The following is a 24,687-nucleotide window of genomic DNA, read 5'->3' as shown; positions in this document are numbered from 1 at the left end:
GCAGGATATGAATTGATCATTCCTCATTTTTTTAGTAGTTTTAAGATAAGTGTTTTTGCCTTGCAGCTGAATACAGAATGGTGAGGAGTTACATAAATGAAAGCGTTTTTCAAAAATCACTGGTTTTTAGTGTACTCCATCCTCTTTATGTGGATGAAAACATACATCATTTATCAATTCGGATTTCATATACGAACGGCCAATCTGTTTCACGAATGGCTGCTTTTGATCAATCCACTTAGCTTTTTGCTCCCTTTGTTTGGGATTGCTCTTTTCTTAAATGAAACGAAACAAAAGGTCTTTTTATTGACCACAAATTTTATTTTGACAGCCATTTTGATATCGAATACGATCTTTTACGGTTTTTATATTGATTTCATTACCATTCCTGTCTTATTTCAAGCAAAGAACATGGGAGATATGGGCAGCAGTATGACTGAATTGTTTCATCCGCTATTTATACTCATGCTGATTGATTTTGTGGTGCTGGCATGGCTCTTAAAACGGAAACCGCTATCACCAAAAGCATCTTTTAAGACGATCAAAACATACTATGTGGTTTGCTGCAGCTTGCTATTGTTCCATGTCAGCTCAGCTTTGATGGACCACCCTCGATTTTTGACAAGCTCGTATGATCGAGAAGTCATTGTACGCAACCTTGGGCTGTTTCAATTCCATTTGTATGACGGTGCCGCTCAAACAGCACGTATTGGTCAAAAAGCCTTTGCTGACGAAGATACACTTTCAACAGTGGCAAACTACACAAAAGCTGATTACAGTGCACCGAATGAAGACTATTTTGGACTTGCTAAAGGCAAAAATGTCGTGTTCATTTCACTTGAATCAACACAGCAATTTGTCATGAATCAAAAGGTGAATGGACAATACATCACCCCATTTTTAAATCAACTTGCCAAAAAAAGCTTCTATTTCGATGAATTTTATCAGCAGACAGAGCAAGGCAAAACGTCGGACTCAGAGTTTATCGTCGCAAACTCCCTCTATCCATCTAGCAGTGGCGCTGTCTTTTTCACAGCGAGTGACAACGAATATGACACACTGTACAAGCAATTGAAAAAAGAGAATTATCAATCCGTCCAATTTCATGCGAATAATAAAACGTTCTGGAATCGTGATGTGATGTATGAATCTCTTGGGATTGACCGCTTTTATGATGTCGATTCATTTGATGTCAATGAACAGAATTCGACTGGCTGGGGCTTAAAAGATATCGACTTTTTTGACCAATCCATTGATTATTTAAAAAAGCTGAAGGCGCCTTATTACAGCACGTTTATTACCTTAACCAATCACTTCCCATTTGAAATTGATCCAAAGGATCAGTTCATTGATGAATATGATTCGACTAGCACCATTTTAAACCGCTATGTGACCACCGTCCGCTATCAAGATGAAGCCATCAAAAGGTTCTTTGAACGAATGAAAGAAGAAGGACTATATGAAAATACAATGTTTGTCCTGATGGGAGACCACTATGGCATTTCAGAAGCACATCATGAGGCAATGGCAGAGCTGCTGAAGCAGGATGAAATCACACCGTTTGATGCGGTTAAACTGCAGCGGGTCCCTTTTTTGATTTACATTCCTGGGGTGACAGACGAGGCCCCTCAAACCATTTCTGAAACAGCCGGTCAAATGGATGTCAAACCGACACTTCTTCATTTACTCGGCATTGAATCAAAAGATGCCATTCAATTTGGAAATGACCTTTTCTCCAATGAGCGTACACCGTTCGCTGTGCTGAGAAATGGAAACTTTATTACAGATGATTATCTTTATACAAAGAACACGTGCTATGATCAAAAAACAAAACAACCTGTTGAAGAAGATGAAGTATGCCAGCCTTATATAGAAAAAGCCAATAAAGAGCTGTCTCTATCAGATAAAGTGATCAACGGGAACTTACTACGTTTTTATCAGCATTAAAAGCTGCCCTCTGGCGGCTTTTTCTTTTCTCTTTTCCTGAAAACCTATGAATGGTCAAATAAGTTTGATTATAATAAAGGATACACATGATGTTGAATGATAAAGAGGTGTGATCATGAAATATTTATTCTTAACCTACGTCACCATCTGTTTGCTCCTGACTGGGTGTCAAACGGAGTCGACGTCATCAGATCAAAGCAAAAAGACAGAACTTGTGATTTCAGCGGCGGCAAGCCTGCAGGATGCTTTGAAAGAGATTGAATCTGCCTATGAAGATGATCATCCAAACGTGAAACTAACGAATAATTTCGGGTCATCAGGTGCATTGAAGCAGCAAATCGCTCAAGGAGCAAAAGCGGATCTCTTCTTCTCAGCAGCTGAAGAGCCTTTTGATGACCTTGTTCAATCTGGCGACATCGATCAGGATCATACAAAGGATGCCATACAAAATGAGCTTGTTCTCATCGTGCCAAAAGAAGGTTCCTCTTCTATCAAAACCTTCCGCGATGTTCAGCACATAAAAGGAAAGATAGCGCTTGGCACACCTGAATCTGTTCCTGCTGGTACATATGCAAAAGAGATTTTCACAAAACTGAATATATGGGATCAAGTGAAACAGAACGCTGTCTATGGCAAGGATGTTCGTCAAGTATTAAACTATGTCGAAACAGGAAATGTGGAAGCTGGTGTCGTGTATAAGACGGACGCGCTCGTTTCTCACAAAGTAAAGATAGTAGATGAGGCAAATCAAGACATGCATTCCCCTATCATTTATCCTGTTGGCATTGTCAAACAGACTGATCACATGAAAGAGGCGAAAGCATTTTTTCAATATCTCCAATCAGAACCAGCCGCAGCGATTTTTAAAAAGTACGGCTTTCAAGTGAAATAATGCCGATGTTGACCGAAGATTTTCTTTCACCTATCTGGCTGTCCGTACAAGTGGCTGCTTTCAGTGGGTTATTGGCTGTCGTTTTAGGAACGTCCATTGGTTTTTGGATGGCGCGTACAACTTTCAAAGGAAAAATGATCGTGGAAACGCTCCTCATGATGCCGCTTGTCCTTCCGCCAACAGTCGTAGGATTTCTGCTGCTCGTCGTGTTCGGGAAGCACAGTGTGATTGGACAAGCCATTGAATGGATCTTCCATCAGCCTGTCATCTTCACTTATTGGGCAGCGGTCATTGCATCGACAGTTGTCGCATTCCCGCTTATGTATCAATCAGCGAAAGCTGGTTTTTCTACGATTGAGTCAGACATTGAAGGTGCTGCAAAAGTTGATGGTGCGCATTCTTTCCAGGTCTTTGCCTATATTACCGTCCCACTCGCACTGCCATCTCTTCTCTCTGGTGCAGTTCTAAGTTTTGCAAGGGCTTTAGGAGAATTTGGAGCGACTTTAATGTTCGCCGGCAACATTCCTGGGAAAACGCAAACCCTCCCAACAGCCATCTATGTGGCGATTGATTCTGGACGAATGGAACTTGCGTGGGCTTGGACCATTTGTATTGTGATCCTGTCTTTCCTCATGCTGTTGGCTGTTCGCCGAAGCAGGAATTAAAAAATCCCCTTCTCAAAAAGAGAAAGGGATTCAGATTGTTGACAAAGGGCTAAAATGAACTTGATTTTAGCCCTTTGTCTTCTTTTCAACGTGATAGAAAACCTTTGCTAGTCTAGGAAGTACCAGTACTCACTGACAAAATATGCGAGGGTTTGTCTACACGCTAAGGGGATTTTTTATTTATTCAAACCCAACCGTCATCGTTTCTGGATTAGACCCGACACGTTCATTATTATTAAGTGCATTGATTTTTTCCATGTCTTCTTGTGAAAGCTCGAAGTCAAAAATGTCGGCATTTTGTTTAATGCGTTCTTCATTGATTGATTTTGGAATGGTGACAACGCCGCTTTGCAGATCCCAACGCAAGATCACTTGAGCCACAGATTTGTTGTATTGTGCTGCAATTTCCTTTAATACGTCATGATCCAAAAGCTTTCCTTGCATCAGCGGAGACCATGCTTCAATTTGAATGCCTTTTTCTTTCGCATATTGTCGTAATTCGACAAGTGTCAGTTTTGGATGAAACTCTACTTGGTTCACCGCTGGAACAACCTCTGCATCTTTTAACAGCTCTTCTAAATGCTGCACGTAGAAGTTGCTGACACCAATCGCTCTTACTTTTCCATCTTTATAAAGCTTCTCAAGCGCACGCCATGTCTCTTTAAATGTATCTGCATTTGGTCCAGGCCAATGAATCAAATAGAGGTCTAAGTAATCAAGACCGAGCCGGTTTAAGCTTGCATCGAATGCAGCGAGTGCTTTGTCATATCCTTGATCTGTGTTCCATACTTTTGACGTAATGAACAATTCTTCTCTTTTGACGCCAGATTCTTTAATGGCTTTCCCTACGCCTGTCTCGTTTTTATAAACGGCAGCCGTATCAATGCTGCGATAACCGTTTCGTATGGCTGCTTTGACGGCATCAACCACTTGGTTGCCGTCCTCCACTTTGAATACACCTAAACCAAACCATGGCATTTCTACTCCGTTATTTAGTGTTACGGTATCATTCAAGCTTTTGACCATGTTAACAACCACCTTTTCATAGATTCCATCTTTTTCATTATCTCATGTTGCGTTTGAAAACTCTATTATCAGGCGTTTCTCTTCGCTTCAATCGCTAACAGCAAAGCACCTGTCATACCTGCCTTGTCCTCAAGTCCAGGAGAGACAATGTATGTATCAAGCGGCGGCATGTCGACATAATCATTGACATACGCAACCAGCTTCTCTCGAATGAGCGGAAATAGCTGTTTTTGCTTCATGACGCCTCCACCCATTATGATTCGCTCTGGGCTTAATATCAGCGTGTATTGCATTAATGCCTGTGCTAAATAATCTGCTTCAAGAGACCAAACTTCTTCTTCTTCGGTAAGCTCTTTAGCCGGCTTCCCCCACCTTGCCTCAATAGCTGGTCCTGCCGCCAGTCCTTCTAAGCAAGTACCATGCGCCGGGCAGACACCTGCAAACTGATCTGATTCATGCTGCCTGACCAGGATGTGTCCCATCTCTGGATGTGAGTGACCGTGGAGAAGCTCATTTTTCACAACAGCCCCGGCACCAATCCCCGTACCGACCGTGATATACAGACAGCTGCTTAGCCCTTTGGCGGCCCCTTTTGTCAGTTCACCTAATGCTGCGGCATTGACATCTGTCGTAAAGGACACCGGTACGCCTAATTGTTTCTCCAGCTCAGGTATAAACGGGTAATGTTTCCATTCAACTTTAGGCGTATTCATGATGTAACCGTAAGAAGGATCGTCTTTCTGGACACAAATCGGTCCAAAGGAACCAACCCCTAATGCTGCAATTTCATGTTGCTGAAAAAATGGAATAAGTGATTGGATGGTTTTTTCCGGGTGCTCTGTTGGAATGGTCAATTCCTCTATGATATCACCATGTTCATTGCCAATGGCACAACAGAACTTTGTTCCCCCAGCTTCAATCGCTCCGTAATATGTCATCCTGCCTCTCCCCCTGCTCGTCTCTTTTTTTCATCATAAAACATAGGCGAGAAGATGACAACATCATGTATTGGTCAGTAAGACTGCTTCCATGTCGTTGATATACTCCCTTAAATGATGGGCAATATCACGATTGATTTCGCCATTTTCATATAAGGTTTGGATTTCATTACGAATCGACTGTACGGCTTGGAAGTTAAGCTCTTTCTTCTTCCGGTCAAACGTACGATCCTTTTGCTGAAAGAAAGAAGGACCATGTTCACAGCGGAATATCACTTGATTGTAAAACCCAATGACTTGATGACACGTTTGTTGATTGTCTTCGGTCATATGGTGCTTAATAGAATCCACCGCAGCTTCAGCCGTTTTCTTACGGATTTGTTTATACGATTCCTCGTTTTCTAATATGCCGCTTGAAATACGCTGATTCGGACGCCATAGTTGAAGCCATTGTAGTAAGCGCAGAAACTTCACTTTTGAGAAACGAATTTTAAAGGAGTTGGAATAGAGCATTTCCAGCTCATGAAATCTCTCTTGCAGCTCATACGCTTCTTCTTTGTCGATTTTCTCTTCCTCAATCAACTGCTGAAGTTTCATCTGTTCTGCTTTAATGCCGTGTAGTCTGATTTTTCTCTCTTGTTTTCTCATACCAAACTGATACGGTTCCCGCTGAATATTTCTCAGCTTCATTCGGTAATCATTGATGAGTGCAAGGGAGACTTCTCGATTGTCTTCATTCATTCCTTCTTTTAGAGTTTTAATGGCACTTCTCAGCAGCTTCCGTTTCGCGTGCTGAATCTTTGTATCTAAGTCCACATCCACTTGCTTATCTTTTTTCTCCGATAAAATAGGCAGCAGCACACTCGCTAAAATGAGTGTACATAAAATGACGCCTGCTGCGAGGAAAATAATTAAATGACGCTCAGGAAATGGTGATCCGTCTGCAAGCGTAAATGGGATGGAGAAAGCACCTGCTAATGTAACAGCACCACGAACACCAGAGAATGTCATCAGCATGGAAGCACGCAGCTTCGGTTTTTTCGCGTTCTTCTTTTTCGATACACTCCAGTTTCCTGCCCAGAACAGCCATACCCATAGAAATCTGAGAATCATTAGACAGAATGTAATGATTAAAATGTAACTGATGACCTGCATATTATTAAAGGCTTCATCTTGGAAAATGACGGTCGATACATCAGGAATTTGTAACCCAAGTAAAACGAAAACAAGGCCATTTAAAATAAATAAAATAATATTCCACGTGTTTGAAGAAGCAATTTGCAGTTTTGCTAAATTCGCTTCCATTCGGTCTTGCTCGATGGCATGTGTCACACCACCGGCAACAACGGCTAAAATGCCGGATACGCCAATTTCTTCCGCTGCTAAATAAATCACAAACGGCGTGAGGATTTGCAGGATGATGTGCATTGTGACATCGTCCATGCCTAAACGGCGGAGAAAGTAGCGAAAACGAATGATAAAAAACGACAGAATAAATCCAGTCAATAATCCGCCAGCAGCAATCAGAACAAAGCTAAAGGATGCCTCTGCAATGGAAAATGCCCCTGTAACCGTTGCTGCAATAGCAAATTTAAAGGCAACAAGTCCTGACGCATCGTTCATCAGCCCTTCGCCTTCCAGCAGTCTCATGATCCCCTTTGGCATATTCACACGGCTGGAAAGTGCACTTACAGCAACCACATCTGTCGGTGATAAAATCGCTGCAAGCGCAAATGCAGCTGGAAGTGGTATGCTTGGAATCATCCAATGGATGGTATATCCTGCGACAATGACTGTCGCAAATACGAGCCCTAAAGCTAATAGAAGAATGGGCGCTCTTAATTTCCACAGCTCGTCCCTTGGGGTACGCTTCCCATCATTAAATAACAGCGGTGCAATGAATAAAACGAAGAATAGCTCAGGATTTAAAGAAATATGTAAACCTGAAGGAAAAGCTGCGACCAATATCCCTAAACCCACTTGGATTAATGGAACTGGAATAAAGGGCAGAAAACGATTGATAATATTAGATGATGCAATGAGTGCTAGTAGTACGAGCACTGCCAAAAAAATCTCCACTAGTACATGTCCCTCCCATTTCATTTTTTCCGTCATGTTTTGCTTACATGCAAAGATGTGTTCATTTCTTTCAGATCCATCCGTTCGGTCATGAGCGTTTCTTTTAGTATCCCGCAAAAAGCGAAACCAACACATAACAATCCATCTAGGCAAAAAAGACTGAATCTACATATTCAGTCAAATGACAACTTTTTCATCTCGTGTATTGTTCCAATGATGAATAAAGAACCTACTTTTATTTTACACGAAAACAGCTTGACCTGCTGACATCAAGCTCGAATAACACATAAAAAAAAGAGCGACACATCGCCCTCTTTTCGTTTTACCCTTTATTTAAAAAATAAGACCTAGCAGGAAGCCGCCATTTGAATAAGTAGGAACAAACCCTGCATATGACGAGGATGACAAACAGCAGATATAAAGCAAGCTCTCCTTGCGCTAAGCCGAGTCCGACGAGTAAGCCGCCAAGGGCTGCCCATACTGCGTAAATCTCTGCTTTTAGCACAAGTGGCTTTCGTCCTGCCAATAAATCACGCACAATACCGCCGCCGCTTCCAGTCAAAATGGCTGCCACAATGACCGCACTGAGCGGGAGCTCTCTTTGTACAGCAAATAATGCACCTTGAATTGCAAAGGCTGCTAAACCGATCGCATCCGAGAAATTCCCCCACGTGCTCCAGTGCTTGAGCAAAAGCTTTGGAAATAGAAACACGATCGTAATGGATACAAGGGCAATGGTAAACATTTTGCCCTGCGACCATAAAGCAGACACCGGAAGACCAATTAATAGATTCCGAATCGCTCCACCGCCAAATGCTGTGACAATCCCTAAAATGTACACACCAAGAATATCGTACTCTTCCTCCATTGCGACAATCGCACCACTAATGGCGAATGCCACAATGCCTATAATACTTAACACTTCCCATGCCATTTTCCGCTTATCTCCTTACCATTGTCTGATCATCTAACACTCTCCCCTTAATGTATATCTGACACAAATGAAAAGCAATACAAATTTTCTTTAAATTTTATCTTTTTGCAAAAATAAAAAATAGCCTGCTTAAAAGCAGGCTCAGATTGTTGACAAAGGGATAAAATGATCTTGATTTTAGCCCTTTGTCTACTTTCAGCGTGATAGAAAACCTTTGCAGTCTAGGAAGAACAGCTACTTTCGCGGAGCGAATTTGACATTCGTGAGCACCAGCGCACAGGAATGACACCGAATGCGAGGGTTTGTCTACACGCTGATAGCCTGCTTTTAAGCAGGCTATCTCCTCAATCTTCTTTTGCATTTAAAAGCAGCATACTAATGATGATCAGAATAAATGCAATGAGAGCTAAGAGTGGAATGGTGATAAAACCAAACCAGTTCAGATAATCAACGGAACAAGGAATACCGCTTAGACAAGGACGAATCGATGCAAAGCCTGGAATCTTTTGTTCCATATAATGATAGATGGAAAAGCAAGCGCCAATCCCGGCCAAAGGGAGAACGTAGTACTTCACTTTGACATCGCCACGGAATGTAGCAATTCCAAGTAACAGCACAAGCGGATACATGAAAATGCGCTGAAACCAGCACATATCACATGGAATAAACTTCTTTACTTCACTTAAATACAGGCTGCTCATCGTCGCCACAATCGAGACGATCCAAGCGCTGTATAAGTAAATCAGTTTATTTTTCATGATTTTTTCCCTTTCAGCTCTTGATCAATTAATTCTTTGATTTCATCATAGTCATAAAAGTTTTGGACTTGTTTATTGTTAATGAAAATAGTTGGTGTTCCATTTACTTTGTATTGATTCACCAGCTGATCATCTGTGTTCAGCTGTGGCTGATATGTTTTCTTTGATAGGTTATCTTTCAGCTTGTCCGTATCAATTTTCGTTGTCTTCTTCGCCAATTCGGTGAGCTTTGCTGGCGTTACCCATTCTGCTTCACTATCTGGTTGTGCGTTGTAGACCGCTTCATGAAATGCCCAGAAGTTTTTCGGATCTTCTTTCCACACTTCTTCAGAAGCCAGTGCTGCTAATACCGCACCGTCCCCATGAACAGGCAGTGGTAAATTAATAAATGAGAAGGATACATCGCCATTATCTATGTAGTCTGCTTTCAATTTTGGGAAAATGTCTGTCTCAAATGATTTACATGATGGACATTTGTAGTCCCCAAACTCGACAACTTGCACTTTTGCCTTTTGATCTCCCATGACAGGCTGTCCTTTAATAGACGGCTTACTGTCGACTGTTTGTGCTTCTTGGCTGTTGTTGTTACCGATCACAACGAAAATACCGATGAGAAGAGCTGCAATGATGGTTAATATAACTGCAAACTTGATGGATGAAGATTGATTATTTTTTTTACTCACAAAAGCACCTACCTTATCTTTTTCATTCATTCCTTCACAAAGAAAAAGGATAACAGCTCAGGAAAATGCCATTATCCAACTTCTTCTATTTTAACAAGAGGGGGTCTATTATGAAAGACGCTATTCATGAATTTTTCCTTACAATTTTATTTCATGACCCTCATCGCATTTAAAACAGCCAGTACAGTGACACCAACATCCGAGAAGACGGCTTCCCACATCGTTGCAATACCGAATGCACCAAGTATGAGAAAGACGGCCTTCACCCCAAGAGCAAACGCAATATTCTGCCATACGATGGCTCTCGTTCTTTTAGCGACAGCAATGGCTTCCGCTACCTTTGATGGCTGATCTGTCATAATCACAATATCAGCCGCTTCAACTGCTGCATCCGAACCAAGCCCACCCATGGCAATACCTATATCCGCTCTTGCCAAAACCGGCGTATCGTTTATGCCATCACCAACAAACAATAATTTGTCTTGAGATGCTTTTTTCTGATACATGTCTTCGATTTTGGCGACTTTATCCTGTGGCAATAATTCAGTGTGAACTTCGTCAATGCCGATCTGCTGTGCGACTGCATTTCCTACTTGCGCAGCATCCCCTGTAAGCATCACGGTTTGAATGCCCGCAGCTTTTAGAGAAGATATCGCTTCAACTGCATCGTCTTTTACTTCATCTGCAATCAAGATAGATCCCGCAAACTCACCGTCTATTGCTAAATACACAACCGTTCCGCTTCGTTTTTCTTTTTCAAAAGAAATGCCTTCTCGTTCCATCAGGCGATGGTTACCTGCCAATACATGGGCTCCGCGAATTGTCGCTTTGATCCCATGACCCGCAATATCCTCGTAAGATTCGATCTGGCTCTCATCAAGAGACGCTCCGTAAGCCGCTTTAATCGATTCTGCAATCGGATGCGAAGAATGTGCTTCTGCCAGTGCCGCAAAAGAAAGCAATTCCTCTTCTGACCATTTCTCATTCGCTGCTTCGATATGAGTGACTGTAAAGTTTCCTTTTGTCAAAGTACCTGTTTTATCAAACACCGCATAGCGCACAGAGTTTAAGGCTTCCAAGTAGTTACTGCCTTTCACTAAAATGCCTCGTTTTGATGCGGCACCAATCCCGCCAAAGAAACCTAATGGAATGGATACAACGAGAGCACATGGACACGAAATGACAAGGAAGACAAGTGCCCGGTACACCCAATCAGACAATTGAGCTGATGGGATGAGAAGCGGTGGTACAAAGGCAAGCAATAAAGCTAGCACGACCACAGCAGGTGTATAATATTTAGCGAACTTTGTGATAAAGTTTTCTGTCTGCGCTTTACGGCTGCTTGCATTTTCGACTAAATCTAAAATCTTCGTAACCGCTGACTCACTGAGCTCTTTTTGCACTTCAATTTCAAGAATGCCGTTTTGGTTCACAAATCCAGCAAGCACTTCTTTTCCTGCTTCCACATCTCTTGGAACAGACTCCCCAGTTAGTGCAGAGGTATCCACAAGAGAATAACCGTCTATCACGCGTCCATCCAAAGGAATTTTTTCACCTGGTTTGACAACAATACGGTCACCCGCTTTGACTTCTTCCGGCTTTACCTTTTTTGTTTCTTGCCCCACTTTGAGGTTTGCGTATTCTGGACGGATATTCATTAATTCGCTAATTGATTTTCTAGAGCGGTTCACAGCTGCCCCTTGGAACAGTTCTCCAATTTGGTAAAACAGCATGACTGCCAATGCCTCAGGATACTGCTGAATCACAAAAGCACCAACTGTAGCTATGGTCATTAAGAAGTTCTCATCAAATACTTGACCGCGCACAATATTTTTCAGCGCTTTCAGGACAACATCTCCGCCAACGAGTAAATACGCGGCGAAAAACATGATGAACTTCAGTAAGCCATTGTCAGGTATAAAATAAGCCGCCGTTCCAATGACTGCACCACCAATTAATTTCAGTACAATCGTTTTTAAATTCTTTGTTCCATGATCGTGATCGTGGTGATGTCCTTCTTCTTTTGGTGATACACTCACATGAGGTTCAATGGACTGAACGGTTTTTTCAATACGCTTTGACATCGTTTCTTGTGCATCAGCATGTGTCACAGTTAATGTACCCGTCGCAAAATTAATTGAGCAGGCTTCAACCCCTTCGAGTTTGCTGACACCTGTTTCAATTTTACGTGCACAGTTTCCACAATCGAGACCGCTTAATACGTATTCATCCTTCATCTTTTTCATGTTCTCACCTTTTTCTATATAAGTAGCCTTCCCTGATTCAATCAAACCTATCAGCTGCTGTAGATATTATATATGAGCACATATTCATATATTGAATTACCCTTATTATATGAGGAGTTCTTACAAACTGTCAATCATTTATAAGCAAATGTTTGAGATTTTTCGTATTCAAGGATGTCACGTGAATTTTCAATAATCCATGCTCATGTCCCCTCTTCGTTGCATAACATAAAAACGATCGCTTGATGGGAATATTCAGCATTTCTCTTTACAAAAGAAGGACATACGATTAGAATAAGATAAAAGTTTCCTTAAGGAAACAAATTAGCGTTAGAGAATCATTTCATCCTTTAGTCAAAATTATTAAATGTATGCATATATTTTTAGGAAACGCAATTGATGATCGAAAGGGGCCGCAAGAGATGTCAAACGCTTTAACAATCGACCGCCTGTATGTCTCATACCACGGACAGGATGCACTAGAAAACGTCTCTCTTTCCATACAGGAAGGAACGATGACTGGAATCATTGGTCCAAATGGTGCTGGTAAATCGACTTTATTGAAAGCATGTTTAGATTTAATTGAAAAGGATCAAGGGGATATTCGTTTTTTTGAACAACCCTTTAAACAAGTGAGAAAACAGATCGCCTATGTACCGCAAAGAAATGATCTAGACTGGACGTTTCCTATCCATGTGCTGGATACCGTACTGCTTGGCACATACTCAAAGCTCGGATTGATCAAACGACCGAAAAAAGAAGACCGTGCCTATGCGTACCATTGCTTAGAAAAGGTCGGGATGCAGGACTTTGCCAAAAGACAGATTGGGGAATTATCTGGCGGTCAGCAGCAGCGTGTCTTCCTTGCGCGAGCACTCGCTCAAAACGCACAGCTCTTTTGTTTAGATGAACCATTTGTCGGAATTGATATGGCAAGTGAAGAAACGATGATCGGCATTTTGAAGGAATTACGAGATGAAGGAAAAACCATTCTGGTCGTCCACCATGACTTAAGTAAAGCCGATGATTACTTCAGCCATCTCGTTCTTCTAAATAAAAAGCTGGTCAAAGCAGGGCCTGTACATGATATTCTTCGTCCTGAGGTCATGCTCCAAGCATACGAAACACAACTGCCATTTTTAAAATCAGCAGGAGGAGACGCGTAATGGAATTCTTAACCGGACTTTTTGAATATGCGTTTTTACAAAAAGCGTTATTTACATCCGTTATGGTAGGGATCATCTGCGGCGTCATTGGCTGCTTTATCATTTTACGGGGAATGGCTTTGATGGGAGATGCGATTTCACACGCTGTACTTCCAGGTGTCGCCATCTCTTATATGCTCGGCATTAACTTTTTCTTTGGTGCGGTTCTAACTGGTGTACTGACAGCCATCGGCATCGGATATGTCAGTCAAAACAGCCGCATTAAAAATGATTCTGCCATCGGCATCGTATTCACTGCTTTTTTTTCCATTGGGATCATTTTGATTACATTTTTGAAAAGTTCCAGCGATTTATATCATATCTTGTTTGGAAACGTACTAGCCGTTCGTTCATCTGATATGTGGATCACGCTTGGCATTGGCATTTTCATTTTGCTGGCTGTCATTGTTTTCTACAAAGAACTGCTCATTAGTTCATTTGATCCAGTGATTTCTTCGGTTTACGGTTTACCGAATCGCATGATCCATTATTTCCTCATGACCTTATTGACCTTAGTGACCGTGGCGTCTCTGCAAACTGTAGGTATTATTCTTGTTGTTGCAATGCTTATTACACCAGCTGCCACCGCTTATTTACTGACAGACCGGCTATGGATCATGATTTATTTATCTGCTTTTTTTGGAGCAGTTTCAGCTGTCGTAGGACTTGGGCTCAGCTTTACGTATAACTTGTCGTCTGGTGCTTCCATTGTGCTGGTCGCGACCATATTATTCGGCAGTGCCTTTATCTTTTCACCGAAACAAGGGATATTGTGGAGATCCTTAAAATCGAAGCGAAAACGAACACAGTTAAAAAAGGAAGCGTCTATGTAAAAGGAGGACATATATGAAGAAGGTATTAGCAATCCGTTTGACCGCAGTATGTATTGCCCTTTTGGTCATCGCAGGCTGTTCTACCCAGCAAAAGAGTTCCGGAAAAGATGACGGTAAATTAAAAGTTGTCACGACCTACTCCATTCTTTATGACATTGTGAAGGAAGTAGGAGGACAGCATGTCTCTATTCACAGCATTGTTCCCATTGGTACAGACCCACATGAATTTGACCCCCTACCAAAGGATGTTCAGTATACGACGGATGCAGACCTTGTTCTATCTAATGGCTTGAACCTTGAAACAGGGAATGGCTGGTTTCAAAAACTGCTTGAATCGAGCGGCAAGGACGGGGATGATGCACCTGTAGCCGAGCTGAGTAAAGGCGTCAAAGTGAAGCATTTGTCTTCAAAAGGGCTTGAAAGCCAGCAGGACCCACACGCATGGCTGAATGTCGAGAATGGGATTCTTTATGCGCAAAATGCCAGAGATGCGCTCATTCAAGCAGATCCTGAGCATAAAGAGGATTACGAGAAAAATGCTGAAACCTATATCAAAAAGCTTCAAACGCTTCACGATGAAGCAAAAGACAAGTTTGATCAACTGCCAAAAGACAAAAAACTCCTTGTCACAAGCGAAGGGGCATTCAAATATTTTGCGGATGCGTATGGACTGAAAGCCGGCTACATTTGGGAGATCAACACAGAAAGTGAAGGAACACCTGGACAAATGAAGCGCATCATTCATTTTGTTAAAGACCATCAAGTTCCTGCCCTTTTTCTTGAAACAAGTGTAGATAAGCGCAGCCTTGAAAGCCTATCTGAGGAAACCGGAGTTCCGATTAAGGGGAAAGTATTTACGGACTCTATTGGCAAAGAAGGTGAAGATGGGGACAGCTACTATAAGATGATGAAATGGAATATTGACACCATTTACAAAGGATTGTCCTCATAGCAAAAAGACAGGTGGAATGAGTCCGCCTGTCTTTTTTGTCAACCTGCTATATTTTCTGGGTGTTTTTTCGGCCAAATGACGTAGCTGATGCTAATGACGAAATCAATGGCTAAGACCATCCCCCACACACTGACAAGCTGCATCAGAGATTCCGTTCGTTCTGGTGCTTGGATGAGATAGGTCAATCCATATAACAGCCCCGCTCCGATGACATAAGAGATGAAATGACGTGTCCAGCCCACCATTTCATACAAAGACCGCTCCTTCCCGTACTTTGGTTTCCCCTTTGGCTTAGGACCACCTGCAAAACGATAAGCAAACCGGGCATCTGCCCATTTCACCATTTGATGTCCAAAGGCCAGACTCACACCAATATAGACAGCCGCAAGCCCGTGAATGACGCTCGCCACAGCCCCTTGCTTTAAATCTATATAAGTAGCCGCAAGAAGGATGAGATCTAAAACCGGCGTACAGACAAGAAAGAAAGCACCCCATTTTTTCTGTTTAAATACATAACGCAGTGTTAAGCCCATAAGAATAAACAGCCAAAAACCAATTTCACATGCCACAATCAATAAACCGACCAATTTCCCCACATCCTTTTTAACACGATTGTATTAAATAAAAAATAACACAACTGTGTTAAAAAAACAATAGCTGTGCTAAAATCAAGGTATGCCAAAAATCGTCGATCACCATAAACAAAAACAAAAGGTCGCTCAAGCTGCTATGAGAGTGATTAAACAAGAGGGATTGGAAAGCGCTTCTGTACGAAAAATAGCCGTTGAAGCTGGCATTTCAGCCGGCTCTATGCGTCATTATTTTTCCACACAGCAAGAATTATTTCTATTCTCCATGAATTTAATTCAGGAAAGAGTGAAGGAGCGAATTGCTAAGCTTCCATTAAACGGTTCAACAGAGGAAAATGTATTCACATTATTGGAGCAGGTTCTTCCACTAGACGAAGAACGAATATTTGAAATGGAGGTGTGGCAGGCTTTTACAGTCAAGGCACTGACTGAACCAGATTTACAGCCGCTCAATGCAAAGATGTATGACGAGCTTTTTCAAACCGTTCAATTTTGCTTAATGAAATTGAAAGAGGATGAGCTACTGCTAGATCATCTCGATCTTTTATTAGAAACTGAGCGGCTTTATGCGGTCATCAATGGGCTTGCATTGAATGGAATCGTACAGCCCCATCGTTTACCGCCACAGCTCATGCGCTCCGTGCTACAGATGCATCTTCAATCCATCACAAAAAAAGACATGCTCTCCTTATAGAGAGCATGTCTTCAGATTGTTGATAAAGGGCTAAAATGAACTTTATTTTAGCCCTTTGTCTTCTTTTCAGCGTGATAGAAAACCTTTGCAGTCTAGGAAGGACGAGCATTGGCGCGGAGCGAATTTGACATTCGTGAGCACCGAAGCGCAGGACTGACACCGAATGCGAGGGTTTGTCTACACGCTGAGACATGCCCTCCTTATAGAGAGCATGTCTTTTTTAATCTTCCATGAAAATACGTTTCGCCTCGTAATAGAGCACCTGCACAAATTTCTTCACATTGATACGTGTGTGCTCTTCTCTTCCACTTGTCTCTTTTGTGAGTTCACTCATTTTCTTACGCACAATGGTAAAATCGAAAAATTTTGATGCATAGTTTTCAAAGGTTGGGTGAGAAAAATCGGTTAACCCGAGCGAGGCGATGTGTTTCAATGATTGGTTGATCGCACGTCTTACCCGCTGTTCCGCTGCTTTTGCTTCTCTTGCGATGTCTGCTGATGTAAAAGGTTCGTTTAATTTATCCTCTGTGATGCCAGTGAAAATCACTTTTAATGAAGGGAAAGAGTCATGCTGATCGGCATGTAACGCTAAATACTGATCTGTGAAAAGAATCATATCTAGTAAATCCTTAGACCCCTTTTCGCCGACAATCCCAAGCTCCGCGAGCAAAAACTGACCTGCCTCTGCAAGACTTTTCCCCCTCTGCTTCGTTTTCGTCTGTCCGCGCTGCTGGAACTGCATGACCGATTTGAGCGAATGCTGAATATTTTCAATTGAGTGCTCTAAATGCAGACGTTCAATCATGAGGTGGAGCACACTTAAGACCTCTACCCGATTGATCGGCTTTGTCACATAATACTCGACACCGAGCGTATATGCCTGGCCGATGAGTTCCTTTGTTTCTACCTGTGAAAGCATTAAATATTTCCCATGAAATTCATCCTTGATCGCTCGAATCGTCTCAAGACCGTCCCTTTCCGGCATCAGAAGATCAATACACAAGATATCAATATGCAAATCATTTAAGTAGCTCGCTGTTACTTCAGCACCATCCTCTGCTTCCCCTGCCACAATGCCAAGCTCTTCATCTTCAATGAGCTGTGCCAGTGAAGAACGAACGGCTTCATCATCATCAACAATAAAAAATCTCATCTCCCATTCCCCTCTTTTCTGCTGACTTGATCAATTGGTATCGTTAAAGTGAATTTCGTTTGTTGATTCGGGACACTCTTCATTTCAACACTGCCGCCAAGCTTCTCAGCTGTGTCTTTCACATAGGAAAGACCGATGCCGCTTGATGGGTTCCCGGCTTGGTCGTATTTTAAAGTGAAGCCCGGTTTAAAGATCACATGATGGTTACGCTCTTTAATGCCTGGCCCGTTGTCACTGATTTGAAAAATCACATCATTTTCTTTCCGCAAAATGGATAGTGATACCTCTCCATTCACCGGAATGGCTTCAACGGCATTGGATACAATGTTATTTAATAAAGATAGAATGGTATACACATGATAAGCAGGGTGCTGTCCTTCTTCATCATAATGAAAAACGATGTGTTTTTTAAGAGATTCCGTATAATTTTCATGGATACGAATCACAAGTCCAGCGATATGAGCAGGACTTGCATACTCCTGAAAGTTTTCCTCATGAATCAGTTTTGATAAGGCAGAAAAAATTCGCTGATTATCCTTTTTGATTTCGTGTACCTCACCTGCAATTTGCAGGGCTGTTTTTCCGAGTTTTTTTAAATCTAATGATTCCGTATCCTTTGCATGATGCAGTGATTGATACAATTGATAGGAAGTAGCTGTAATGTGCTCAGCATGTGCAAGGGTTTTATAAAAATATGTAGATTCCGTATAAAGATTCGACAGCAGCATCAACAGGTGTTCCTTTTCCTTCTTCATTTGGCGCTCTCTCGCCTGTTCTTCGTATAATCGAATCATCGTATAACAAGCCAATACGAAAAAGCTTCTGAAAATCGCCAATACAAATAGTTGAAACAGCGTTCTCACTGTTAAAATTTCATCAATAGCTCCCCTGAGTGCAATCATTTCGACTACACTTGCACATAGTTCCATGATAATCCCTGTCGCCCCAATGAGCCAAGGCTTATCACGAAAACGTCTGACCTGTAATACATAAAAAAGCGTACCATAGACGACGTAATACAGCAGGGAAGGAAATCTTAAAGAAACGGCCTCTTCCAGCGCTAAGTGGCCTGACACAGCGGTATCAAGAAGCACCCGGAATGCAAACACGGATCCCCCCGCAATGATGCCGCTTGCCCATGCCGGGAATTTTTTCATTTGAAGCAGGATAAAGAAAAAGACAACGGTTCCAAAGCTGACCCGAAAGCTATCCTCAAATGGATAAAATTTCAGCTCTCCCCCAATCGGAGTCAGAACAATGAGCATGATAATTAAATAAGGCTCTGTATTCAACCATTTTTTCAGTAGATTCAAACGCAGTCACATCCCTAATAATTGACGATAGTATACTATGTGAGCTTCAGAAAAACAAACAGTCCATGAAAAAACGCACACCGGACATTTGTCGGTGTGCGCTTCTCATGATGCCGCTTAATCTTCTAAACGATCCTTTTCTAAAAGTGATGCGCCAGCAATACCTGGTTTTGTCATTTCAAAAGGATTTAAGATGATATCAAGCTCTTCCTCTGATAACACATCATTTTGCAGACAAAGCTCACGTACAGATACGCCTGTAAGTATCGCTTCTCTCGCAATTCGTGCAGCAGCTTCATAACCAATATGCGGATTGACCGCCGTCATGACACCAGCACTCTTTTCTACATATTCTTTTAATCTAGATTCATCTGCTTTTAGGTCACGCAAGCAGTTATCGACAAAGGATTCAAATACATTTTTCATCATGCTGAGAGACTGTAGTAAGTTGAATATTAAAACTGGCTCCATGACGTTCAGTTCAAGCTGACCAGCCTCTGATGCAAGGCAGATCGTGTGGTCATTTCCAATGACTTGGAATGCCACTTGGTTCATGACCTCAGGCATCACTGGGTTGACTTTCCCTGGCATGATAGATGAACCTGGCTGTCTCGGCGGCAAGTGCAGCTCACCAAAGCCTGCTCTAGGACCTGAAGCCATCAAACGAATATCGTTTGCCATTTTGGACATATTCATCATACATACTTTCAGTGCAGCTGATACTTCTGTATAAGCATCTGTATTTTGCGTAGCATCGACCAAATCTTCTGCTCCAACTAACGGCAATCCGCTAATGTCAGCTAGATAACCAACGACCTGGCGAATATATTTAGGATCAGCATTCAGTCCTGTTCCAACTGCGGTTGCGCCCATATTGACTTCATATAAATGCTGTCTAGACTGCTTGATTCGTTTAATATCACGAGCAAGAACCTTTGCATATGCACTAAACTCTTGACCAAGTCTGATTGGAACAGCGTCCTGAAGATGCGTACGTCCCATTTTGATGACATGATCGAATTCTTGCGCTTTTTCTGTCATGACTTGATGCATGTTTTCCATCGTATAAAGTAGTTTTTCAATCATATTCAATGTTGAAATATGAATCGCTGTTGGGAAAACGTCGTTTGTTGACTGCGACATGTTCACATGCGTGTTTGGACTTAGCTCAGTATAAGCGCCTTTTTCCTTTCCTAGTAGTTCAAGCGCTCTGTTTGCAATGACTTCATTGGCATTCATATTCATTGAAGTGCCAGCCCCGCCTTGAATTGGATCGACAATAAATTGATTATTCCATTTTCCTTCAATCACTTCATCTGCGGCTTGAACAATTTTTTCTCCAAGACCAGCATATAGTCGCTTTGTATCCATATTTGCAAGTGCGGCTGCCTTTTTGACAATCCCTAGTGCTTTGATGAGTTCCTCATGAACATGGTAGCCAGTAATTGGAAAGTTCTCTACTGCACGTAATGTTTGAATTCCATAATACGCTTGAGTGTCTACTTCCTTTTCACCTAGAAAGTCTCGTTCGATACGAACTTGCTTGTCCTGTAGCTTCGTCATTTGAAAAGATCTCCTTTTACGCTGCTTTTGTTTGTTGTTTTAATTCCTCAATATACTTCTTCGATTTCTCTTGATCAAACACTTTTTCCCACTTAGACATGACAATGGCTGCAAGTGAGTTACCAAATACGTTAACAGTTGTACGAACCATGTCAAGGATACGGTCGATCCCAACGATGAAGGCAAGTCCTTCAAGTGGAAGTCCCATTGCTCCAAGTGTTGTGATGACAACAACGATCGATGCACCTGGTACACCAGCCATTCCTTTTGATGTGAGCATTAAGATTAATAGTAACGTAATTTGCTCATAGATGGAAAGAGGCATGCCGTACATTTGTGCAACAAATATGGCGGCAATGGATTGATAGATGGCACTTCCATCTAAGTTAAAGGTATAGCCTGTTGGGATAACGAACGACGTGATCGCTTTCGGGCATCCGAACTTCTCCATTTTGTCCATTAATCTAGGCAATACAGCTTCTGAACTTGCTGTTGAGAATGCAAGAATGATTTCTTCTTTTAACACTCTAAATAGTGTAAAGACGCTTGTTCCAGCTAATTTTGCGATAATGCCAAGTACGACAATCACGAAGAATGCCATTGTGCCGTAAACGACAAGTACCAGTTTACCTAGCGGGAGAAGCGCTCCGACCCCGAATTTGATCACCGTCACACTGATGAGCGCGAATACACCAAATGGTGCAAACTTCATCACTTTATTGGTCACCCAGAACATTGCTTCGAGTATCCCCTCAAAGAATCCTAACACTGGTTTTCCTTTGTCTCCAACTGCTGCAATTCCTAATCCGAATAACACTGTAAAGAAGATTGTTGGTAATAGATCACCTTCTGCAATGGATTGGAACACGTTTGTTGGCACAAGATGCACAATCGTTTCAGAGAAACTAGCTTTTTCGGAAGAAGCTTTCGATGTCTCTTCATATTTAGAGATATCGCCTTTCTCCATGTTACTCATATCAATTCCTGTACCAGGATGGAAAACGTTTGCTGCAAGCAGTCCAACTGCTAATGCAATCGTTGTCACAATTTCGAAGTAAAGAATCGTTTTCCCACCGAGTCTTCCGATGGTTTTCATATCGCCTACACCTGCAACGGCTACAATCAATGCAGCAATAACAATTGGAAGAACGATCATTTTAATTAAGTGGATGAATATATCGCCAATCGGCGTTAACACATTAATAACGGTTTCATTTTGATAAAATAGTGCTCCTACGACAACACCCAAAACAAGTGCGATGAGTATTTGAGAAGCTAACCCTAACTTTTTCATACGTGGACCCCCTTTTTTTGATAACGCTTTCTTTGTTGCCTAATCGCATCTTAACGATGAACCTACAAAAAACGACAAAAAGGAACAAAAAGAAGTGAATTTTTTATGAAAAATCTTTTAAAAGGTGGGTTTTTCCACAAAATTGTTAAAAAAAGACTTCGCTTATGGCGAAGTCTCTGATTGTTGAGCAAGAGCTAAAATGAACTTTATTTTAGCTCTTTGTGATAGAAATCCATTGAAGTCTAGAAAGGACGAGCACCGAAGTGCAGGACTGACACCGAATGCGAGGACTTCGCTTCTGATGAAGTCTCATGTTGCATATGATCAGCTGGCGGCTCTTGAAGAGGAGAAAGTTCGACATAAACCGCATAACCTATCAGTACAATGGCTACATAAATCACAGCACTCAACGTCCACACCCATTTGACATTCAGCTTCATTTTGCCACACCCTCTCTGACAGGTTTCAATCGCTGTAATCTTAGTGCGTTCAGCACAACCGATACAGAACTAAAGGCCATTGCCGCTCCTGCAAGCCATGGTGCCAGGAACCCAAATGCGGCGACTGGTATACCAATACAATTGTAAGCAAGTGCCCAAAATAGATTCTGTTTAATGTTTCTCATCGTTTTTCTGCTAAATTCAAGTGCATCTGCAATGGCATGGAGATCTCCTGTCATGAGCGTAATATCTGCCGCTTCCATGGCAACATCTGTACCTGTTCCGACAGCCATCCCGATATTTGCTGTTGCAAGGGCAGGGGCATCATTAATGCCGTCTCCAACCATCGCCACTTTTTTTCCTTGTTTCTGAAGCGCTACAATATGAGCCGCTTTTTCCTCTGGAAGAACTTCAGCGATGACATGATCTATGCCTGCCTCACTCGCAATCGCTTCTGCTGTGCGCTTGTTATCTCCTGTCATCATCACGACGTGAATCCCTTGCTCTTTGAGACGAGCGACCGCTTGAGAAGAAGACGATTTGATCGTATCTGCAACGGCGACAATACCTGCTGGCTCGCGGTCAATGGCAATGAGCATCGCCGTTTTTCCTTGTTCTTCAAGCTCAGTCACAACTGCTTCTAGTGCTTCGCAGCTGATATGATGTTTCTTTAAGAGCTTCCGTGTGCCAATCAAAAGCTCATGTCCCGCAGCCCTTGCTTCAATTCCATGACCAGGATCTGCTTGAAAAGCTTCTACCTCGACCGCTTGGAGACCCCGGTTCTTCATGCCTTCTGTAATCGCTCTGGCAAGTGGATGCTCTGACTGCTGTTCTGCCGATCCTGCTAACTGAAGCAGCTTATCTTCTGTCCAATTGGCAGACGCAATCACATCTGTAAGACTCGGCTCCCCTTTTGTCACAGTCCCTGTTTTATCTAGCACTACTGTATCTAGTGATTGGGTTATCTCTAAATGCTCTCCGCCTTTAAACAAAATCCCTGATTCAGCTGCACGGCCGCTGCCTGCCATAATAGAGGTCGGTGTAGCAAGACCAAGCGCACAAGGACATGCGATGACGATGACCGCTATAAAGGTCTCAAGGGCTGCTGTCACATTTCCTGGATCAACAAAGATATACCAAATCAGAAAAGTGAGCACAGCCAATCCTACAACAATGGGGACAAATATCCCTGAAATTTGATCTGCCATTCTTTGAATTGGTGCTTTTGAGCCTTGCGCTTGTTCGACGACTCGAATGATTTGTGAAAGAGCCGTTTCTTTTCCTACTTTTGTTGCTTTCACTTTCACAAATCCATTTTTATTGATGGTTGCCCCGATGACTGTATCTCCTGTGGTTTTATCAACTGGCAGACTTTCACCTGTAATCATGGATTCGTCGATCGCTGTTGTTCCTTCGATGATTTCTCCGTCTACTGGAACTTTTTCACCCGGCTTGACGAACACAAGATCATTCACTTTCACTTCAGAAATAGGAACGGTCATTTCTTTCCCATCTCGCTCTATCACAGCTTCTTTCGCTTGTAAACCCATCAGTTTTTGAATCGCTTCTGATGATCTCCCTTTCGCTCTTGCTTCCATTAATTTTCCGAGCACAATTAGCGTAATGAGCACAGCACTCGTTTCATAATAGAGGGCCGCCTCATGTGTGCCTTGAACCGCTGACTGAATACTTTCATATAAACTATAGAAAAAAGCAGCTGATGTCCCTAATGCCACAAGGACATCCATATTGGCACTTTTATTTTTCAACGCTTTATAAGCACCTACATAAAAAGGCCAGCCGACAATGAACTGGACGGGCGCTGCTAATGCGAGCTGAACCCATGGATTCATAAACGCTTCTGGCAACCAAATAAACGATGTGAAAGAAAAATGACTGACCATTGCCCAAAGAAGAGGCAATGACAAAATCATCGAGAACAAAAAGCGTGCCGTTTGTTTCTCAATCGCTGCTTGGCGATGGTCTTTTTTTCCTTCCTCTGCATGCTCTTCGGCTGGTTCGATTAATGAATACCCAATGGATTTCACAGCCTCTTTTATGTCACTTGGAGATATTTGCCCAGGATGATACGTCACCTGAAGTGATTCAAGCGCAAAGTTCACTGATCCTTGATCAATACCGTCCATCCGGTTGACTTTTTTCTCAATTCGGTTTGCACAAGCCGCACACGTCATTCCCTCTATATCAAATTCGGCTTGCTCCATCACCACATCATAGCCAAGAGATTGAATTTTTTGTTTTAGATCCTCTGCTGTGAGTTGTTCTGTTTCATACAAAATGTGGGATGTTTCAAGCGCAAAGTTCACACTGGCGTCGTCCACACCTTCCAACCTGTTCAAGCCCTTTTCAATGCGGCCTGCACAGGCGGCGCAAGTCATTCCCGTAATTTGAAAATCAATTTCTTTTTTCATTTATCTCACCTCTCCACATACTCCATGGGGGTATTGTTATTTTTAAAAAA

General features: G+C 42.2%; 21 protein-coding genes. 7 read left to right on the top strand and 14 right to left on the bottom strand.

Annotated features, from left to right (window positions below; all coding sequences use genetic code 11):
* Positions 1-96: 96 nt before the first annotated feature.
* The 3 genes from ACTJKA_RS02590 (at position 97) to modB (ending at position 3,504) form a co-directional block, all read left to right on the top strand.
* A complete protein-coding gene (locus tag ACTJKA_RS02590) occupies positions 97-1,947 on the top strand; it encodes an LTA synthase family protein (RefSeq protein WP_108610973.1) in 1,851 nt (616 codons plus the stop codon).
* Between the two features lie 115 nt (positions 1,948-2,062).
* Positions 2,063-2,839, top strand: coding sequence for a molybdate ABC transporter substrate-binding protein (gene modA, locus ACTJKA_RS02585; RefSeq protein ID WP_440607610.1), 777 nt, complete (start codon positions 2,063-2,065; stop codon positions 2,837-2,839).
* On the top strand, positions 2,839-3,504 hold the full coding sequence (gene modB, locus ACTJKA_RS02580; RefSeq protein WP_144739547.1) for a molybdate ABC transporter permease subunit: 666 nt from the start codon (positions 2,839-2,841) through the stop codon (positions 3,502-3,504). Before modA ends, modB begins: the two co-directional genes overlap by 1 nt.
* Before the next feature lie 180 nt (positions 3,505-3,684).
* Here the strand turns inward: modB and ACTJKA_RS02575 are convergent, their stop codons facing one another.
* The 7 genes from ACTJKA_RS02575 to ACTJKA_RS02545 form a co-directional block, all read right to left on the bottom strand.
* Entirely contained in the window at positions 3,685-4,530 is an 846-nt protein-coding gene (locus tag ACTJKA_RS02575; RefSeq protein WP_017359243.1) for an aldo/keto reductase, read from the bottom strand.
* A 68-nt stretch (positions 4,531-4,598) separates the two neighbouring features.
* Positions 4,599-5,468: an ROK family protein gene (locus ACTJKA_RS02570; protein WP_216099144.1), complete on the bottom strand. Its 870-nt coding sequence runs from the start codon at positions 5,466-5,468 to the stop codon at positions 4,599-4,601.
* A gap of 63 nt (positions 5,469-5,531) precedes the next feature.
* A complete protein-coding gene (locus ACTJKA_RS02565) occupies positions 5,532-7,547 on the bottom strand; it encodes a Na+/H+ antiporter (RefSeq protein ID WP_113746986.1) in 2,016 nt (671 codons plus the stop codon).
* Positions 7,548-7,869: 322 nt separating this feature from the next.
* Positions 7,870-8,481: a trimeric intracellular cation channel family protein gene (locus ACTJKA_RS02560; RefSeq protein WP_007500242.1), complete on the bottom strand. Its 612-nt coding sequence runs from the start codon at positions 8,479-8,481 to the stop codon at positions 7,870-7,872.
* Positions 8,482-8,825: 344 nt separating this feature from the next.
* On the bottom strand, positions 8,826-9,239 hold the full coding sequence (locus ACTJKA_RS02555) for a disulfide oxidoreductase (RefSeq protein WP_007500241.1): 414 nt from the start codon (positions 9,237-9,239) through the stop codon (positions 8,826-8,828).
* The gene (locus ACTJKA_RS02550; protein ID WP_144666371.1) at positions 9,236-9,952 is read right to left on the bottom strand and encodes a DsbA family protein; all 717 of its coding nucleotides are present in this window, start codon (positions 9,950-9,952) and stop codon (positions 9,236-9,238) included. Before ACTJKA_RS02550 ends, ACTJKA_RS02555 begins: the two co-directional genes overlap by 4 nt.
* A 116-nt stretch (positions 9,953-10,068) precedes the next feature.
* The gene (locus ACTJKA_RS02545; protein WP_050827632.1) at positions 10,069-12,168 is read right to left on the bottom strand and encodes a heavy metal translocating P-type ATPase; all 2,100 of its coding nucleotides are present in this window, start codon (positions 12,166-12,168) and stop codon (positions 10,069-10,071) included.
* A 422-nt stretch (positions 12,169-12,590) separates the two neighbouring features.
* Between ACTJKA_RS02545 and ACTJKA_RS02540 the strand changes: the two genes are divergently transcribed.
* The 3 genes from ACTJKA_RS02540 to ACTJKA_RS02530 are packed head-to-tail and all read left to right on the top strand — an operon-like array spanning position 12,591 to position 15,158.
* Positions 12,591-13,334, top strand: coding sequence for a metal ABC transporter ATP-binding protein (locus ACTJKA_RS02540; protein ID WP_322536028.1), 744 nt, complete (start codon positions 12,591-12,593; stop codon positions 13,332-13,334).
* Positions 13,334-14,206: a metal ABC transporter permease gene (locus ACTJKA_RS02535; RefSeq protein WP_007500236.1), complete on the top strand. Its 873-nt coding sequence runs from the start codon at positions 13,334-13,336 to the stop codon at positions 14,204-14,206. The genes ACTJKA_RS02540 and ACTJKA_RS02535 overlap by 1 nt, the downstream gene beginning before the upstream one ends.
* A 13-nt stretch (positions 14,207-14,219) precedes the next feature.
* Positions 14,220-15,158 (top strand): metal ABC transporter substrate-binding protein, encoded by a 939-nt coding sequence (locus ACTJKA_RS02530; RefSeq protein ID WP_024719816.1) that lies wholly within the window; start codon positions 14,220-14,222, stop codon positions 15,156-15,158.
* Positions 15,159-15,196: 38 nt separating this feature from the next.
* On the opposite strand, the gene ACTJKA_RS02525 is transcribed toward ACTJKA_RS02530, so the two are convergent.
* Complete coding sequence (locus ACTJKA_RS02525; protein WP_017359239.1) at positions 15,197-15,745, bottom strand: hypothetical protein; 549 nt, start codon at positions 15,743-15,745, stop codon at positions 15,197-15,199.
* Between the two features lie 88 nt (positions 15,746-15,833).
* Here ACTJKA_RS02525 and ACTJKA_RS02520 point away from each other — a divergent pair, with 88 nt between their 5' ends.
* Positions 15,834-16,442 carry a TetR/AcrR family transcriptional regulator gene (locus ACTJKA_RS02520; protein ID WP_050826611.1) on the top strand — a complete coding sequence of 203 codons (609 nt, stop codon included), beginning with the start codon at positions 15,834-15,836 and terminating at the stop codon, positions 16,440-16,442.
* A gap of 220 nt (positions 16,443-16,662) precedes the next feature.
* Here the strand turns inward: ACTJKA_RS02520 and ACTJKA_RS02515 are convergent, their stop codons facing one another.
* The 6 genes from ACTJKA_RS02515 to ACTJKA_RS02490 form a co-directional block, all read right to left on the bottom strand.
* Positions 16,663-17,595: a response regulator gene (locus ACTJKA_RS02515; RefSeq protein WP_039168273.1), complete on the bottom strand. Its 933-nt coding sequence runs from the start codon at positions 17,593-17,595 to the stop codon at positions 16,663-16,665.
* Complete coding sequence (locus ACTJKA_RS02510) at positions 17,592-18,908, bottom strand: ATP-binding protein (RefSeq protein ID WP_440607609.1); 1,317 nt, start codon at positions 18,906-18,908, stop codon at positions 17,592-17,594. The genes ACTJKA_RS02515 and ACTJKA_RS02510 overlap by 4 nt, the downstream gene beginning before the upstream one ends.
* 117 nt (positions 18,909-19,025) lie before the next feature.
* A complete protein-coding gene (gene aspA, locus ACTJKA_RS02505; RefSeq protein ID WP_007500224.1) occupies positions 19,026-20,471 on the bottom strand; it encodes an aspartate ammonia-lyase in 1,446 nt (481 codons plus the stop codon).
* A gap of 16 nt (positions 20,472-20,487) precedes the next feature.
* The gene (locus tag ACTJKA_RS02500; protein ID WP_045034049.1) at positions 20,488-21,765 is read right to left on the bottom strand and encodes a cation:dicarboxylate symporter family transporter; all 1,278 of its coding nucleotides are present in this window, start codon (positions 21,763-21,765) and stop codon (positions 20,488-20,490) included.
* Positions 21,766-22,007: 242 nt separating this feature from the next.
* A complete protein-coding gene (locus tag ACTJKA_RS02495; RefSeq protein WP_217816302.1) occupies positions 22,008-22,205 on the bottom strand; it encodes a hypothetical protein in 198 nt (65 codons plus the stop codon).
* The gene (locus ACTJKA_RS02490; protein WP_440607608.1) at positions 22,202-24,637 is read right to left on the bottom strand and encodes a heavy metal translocating P-type ATPase; all 2,436 of its coding nucleotides are present in this window, start codon (positions 24,635-24,637) and stop codon (positions 22,202-22,204) included. Before ACTJKA_RS02490 ends, ACTJKA_RS02495 begins: the two co-directional genes overlap by 4 nt.
* Between the last annotated feature and the right edge of the window lie 50 nt (positions 24,638-24,687).

Origin of the sequence: Bacillus sp. 22190, from assembly GCF_052045575.1 — a bacterium.
Lineage (GTDB): Bacteria > Bacillota > Bacilli > Bacillales > Bacillaceae > Bacillus > Bacillus altitudinis.
Note: the sequence above shows the minus strand (reverse complement) of the source record. Positions and strands in the feature narration are given on the sequence as shown.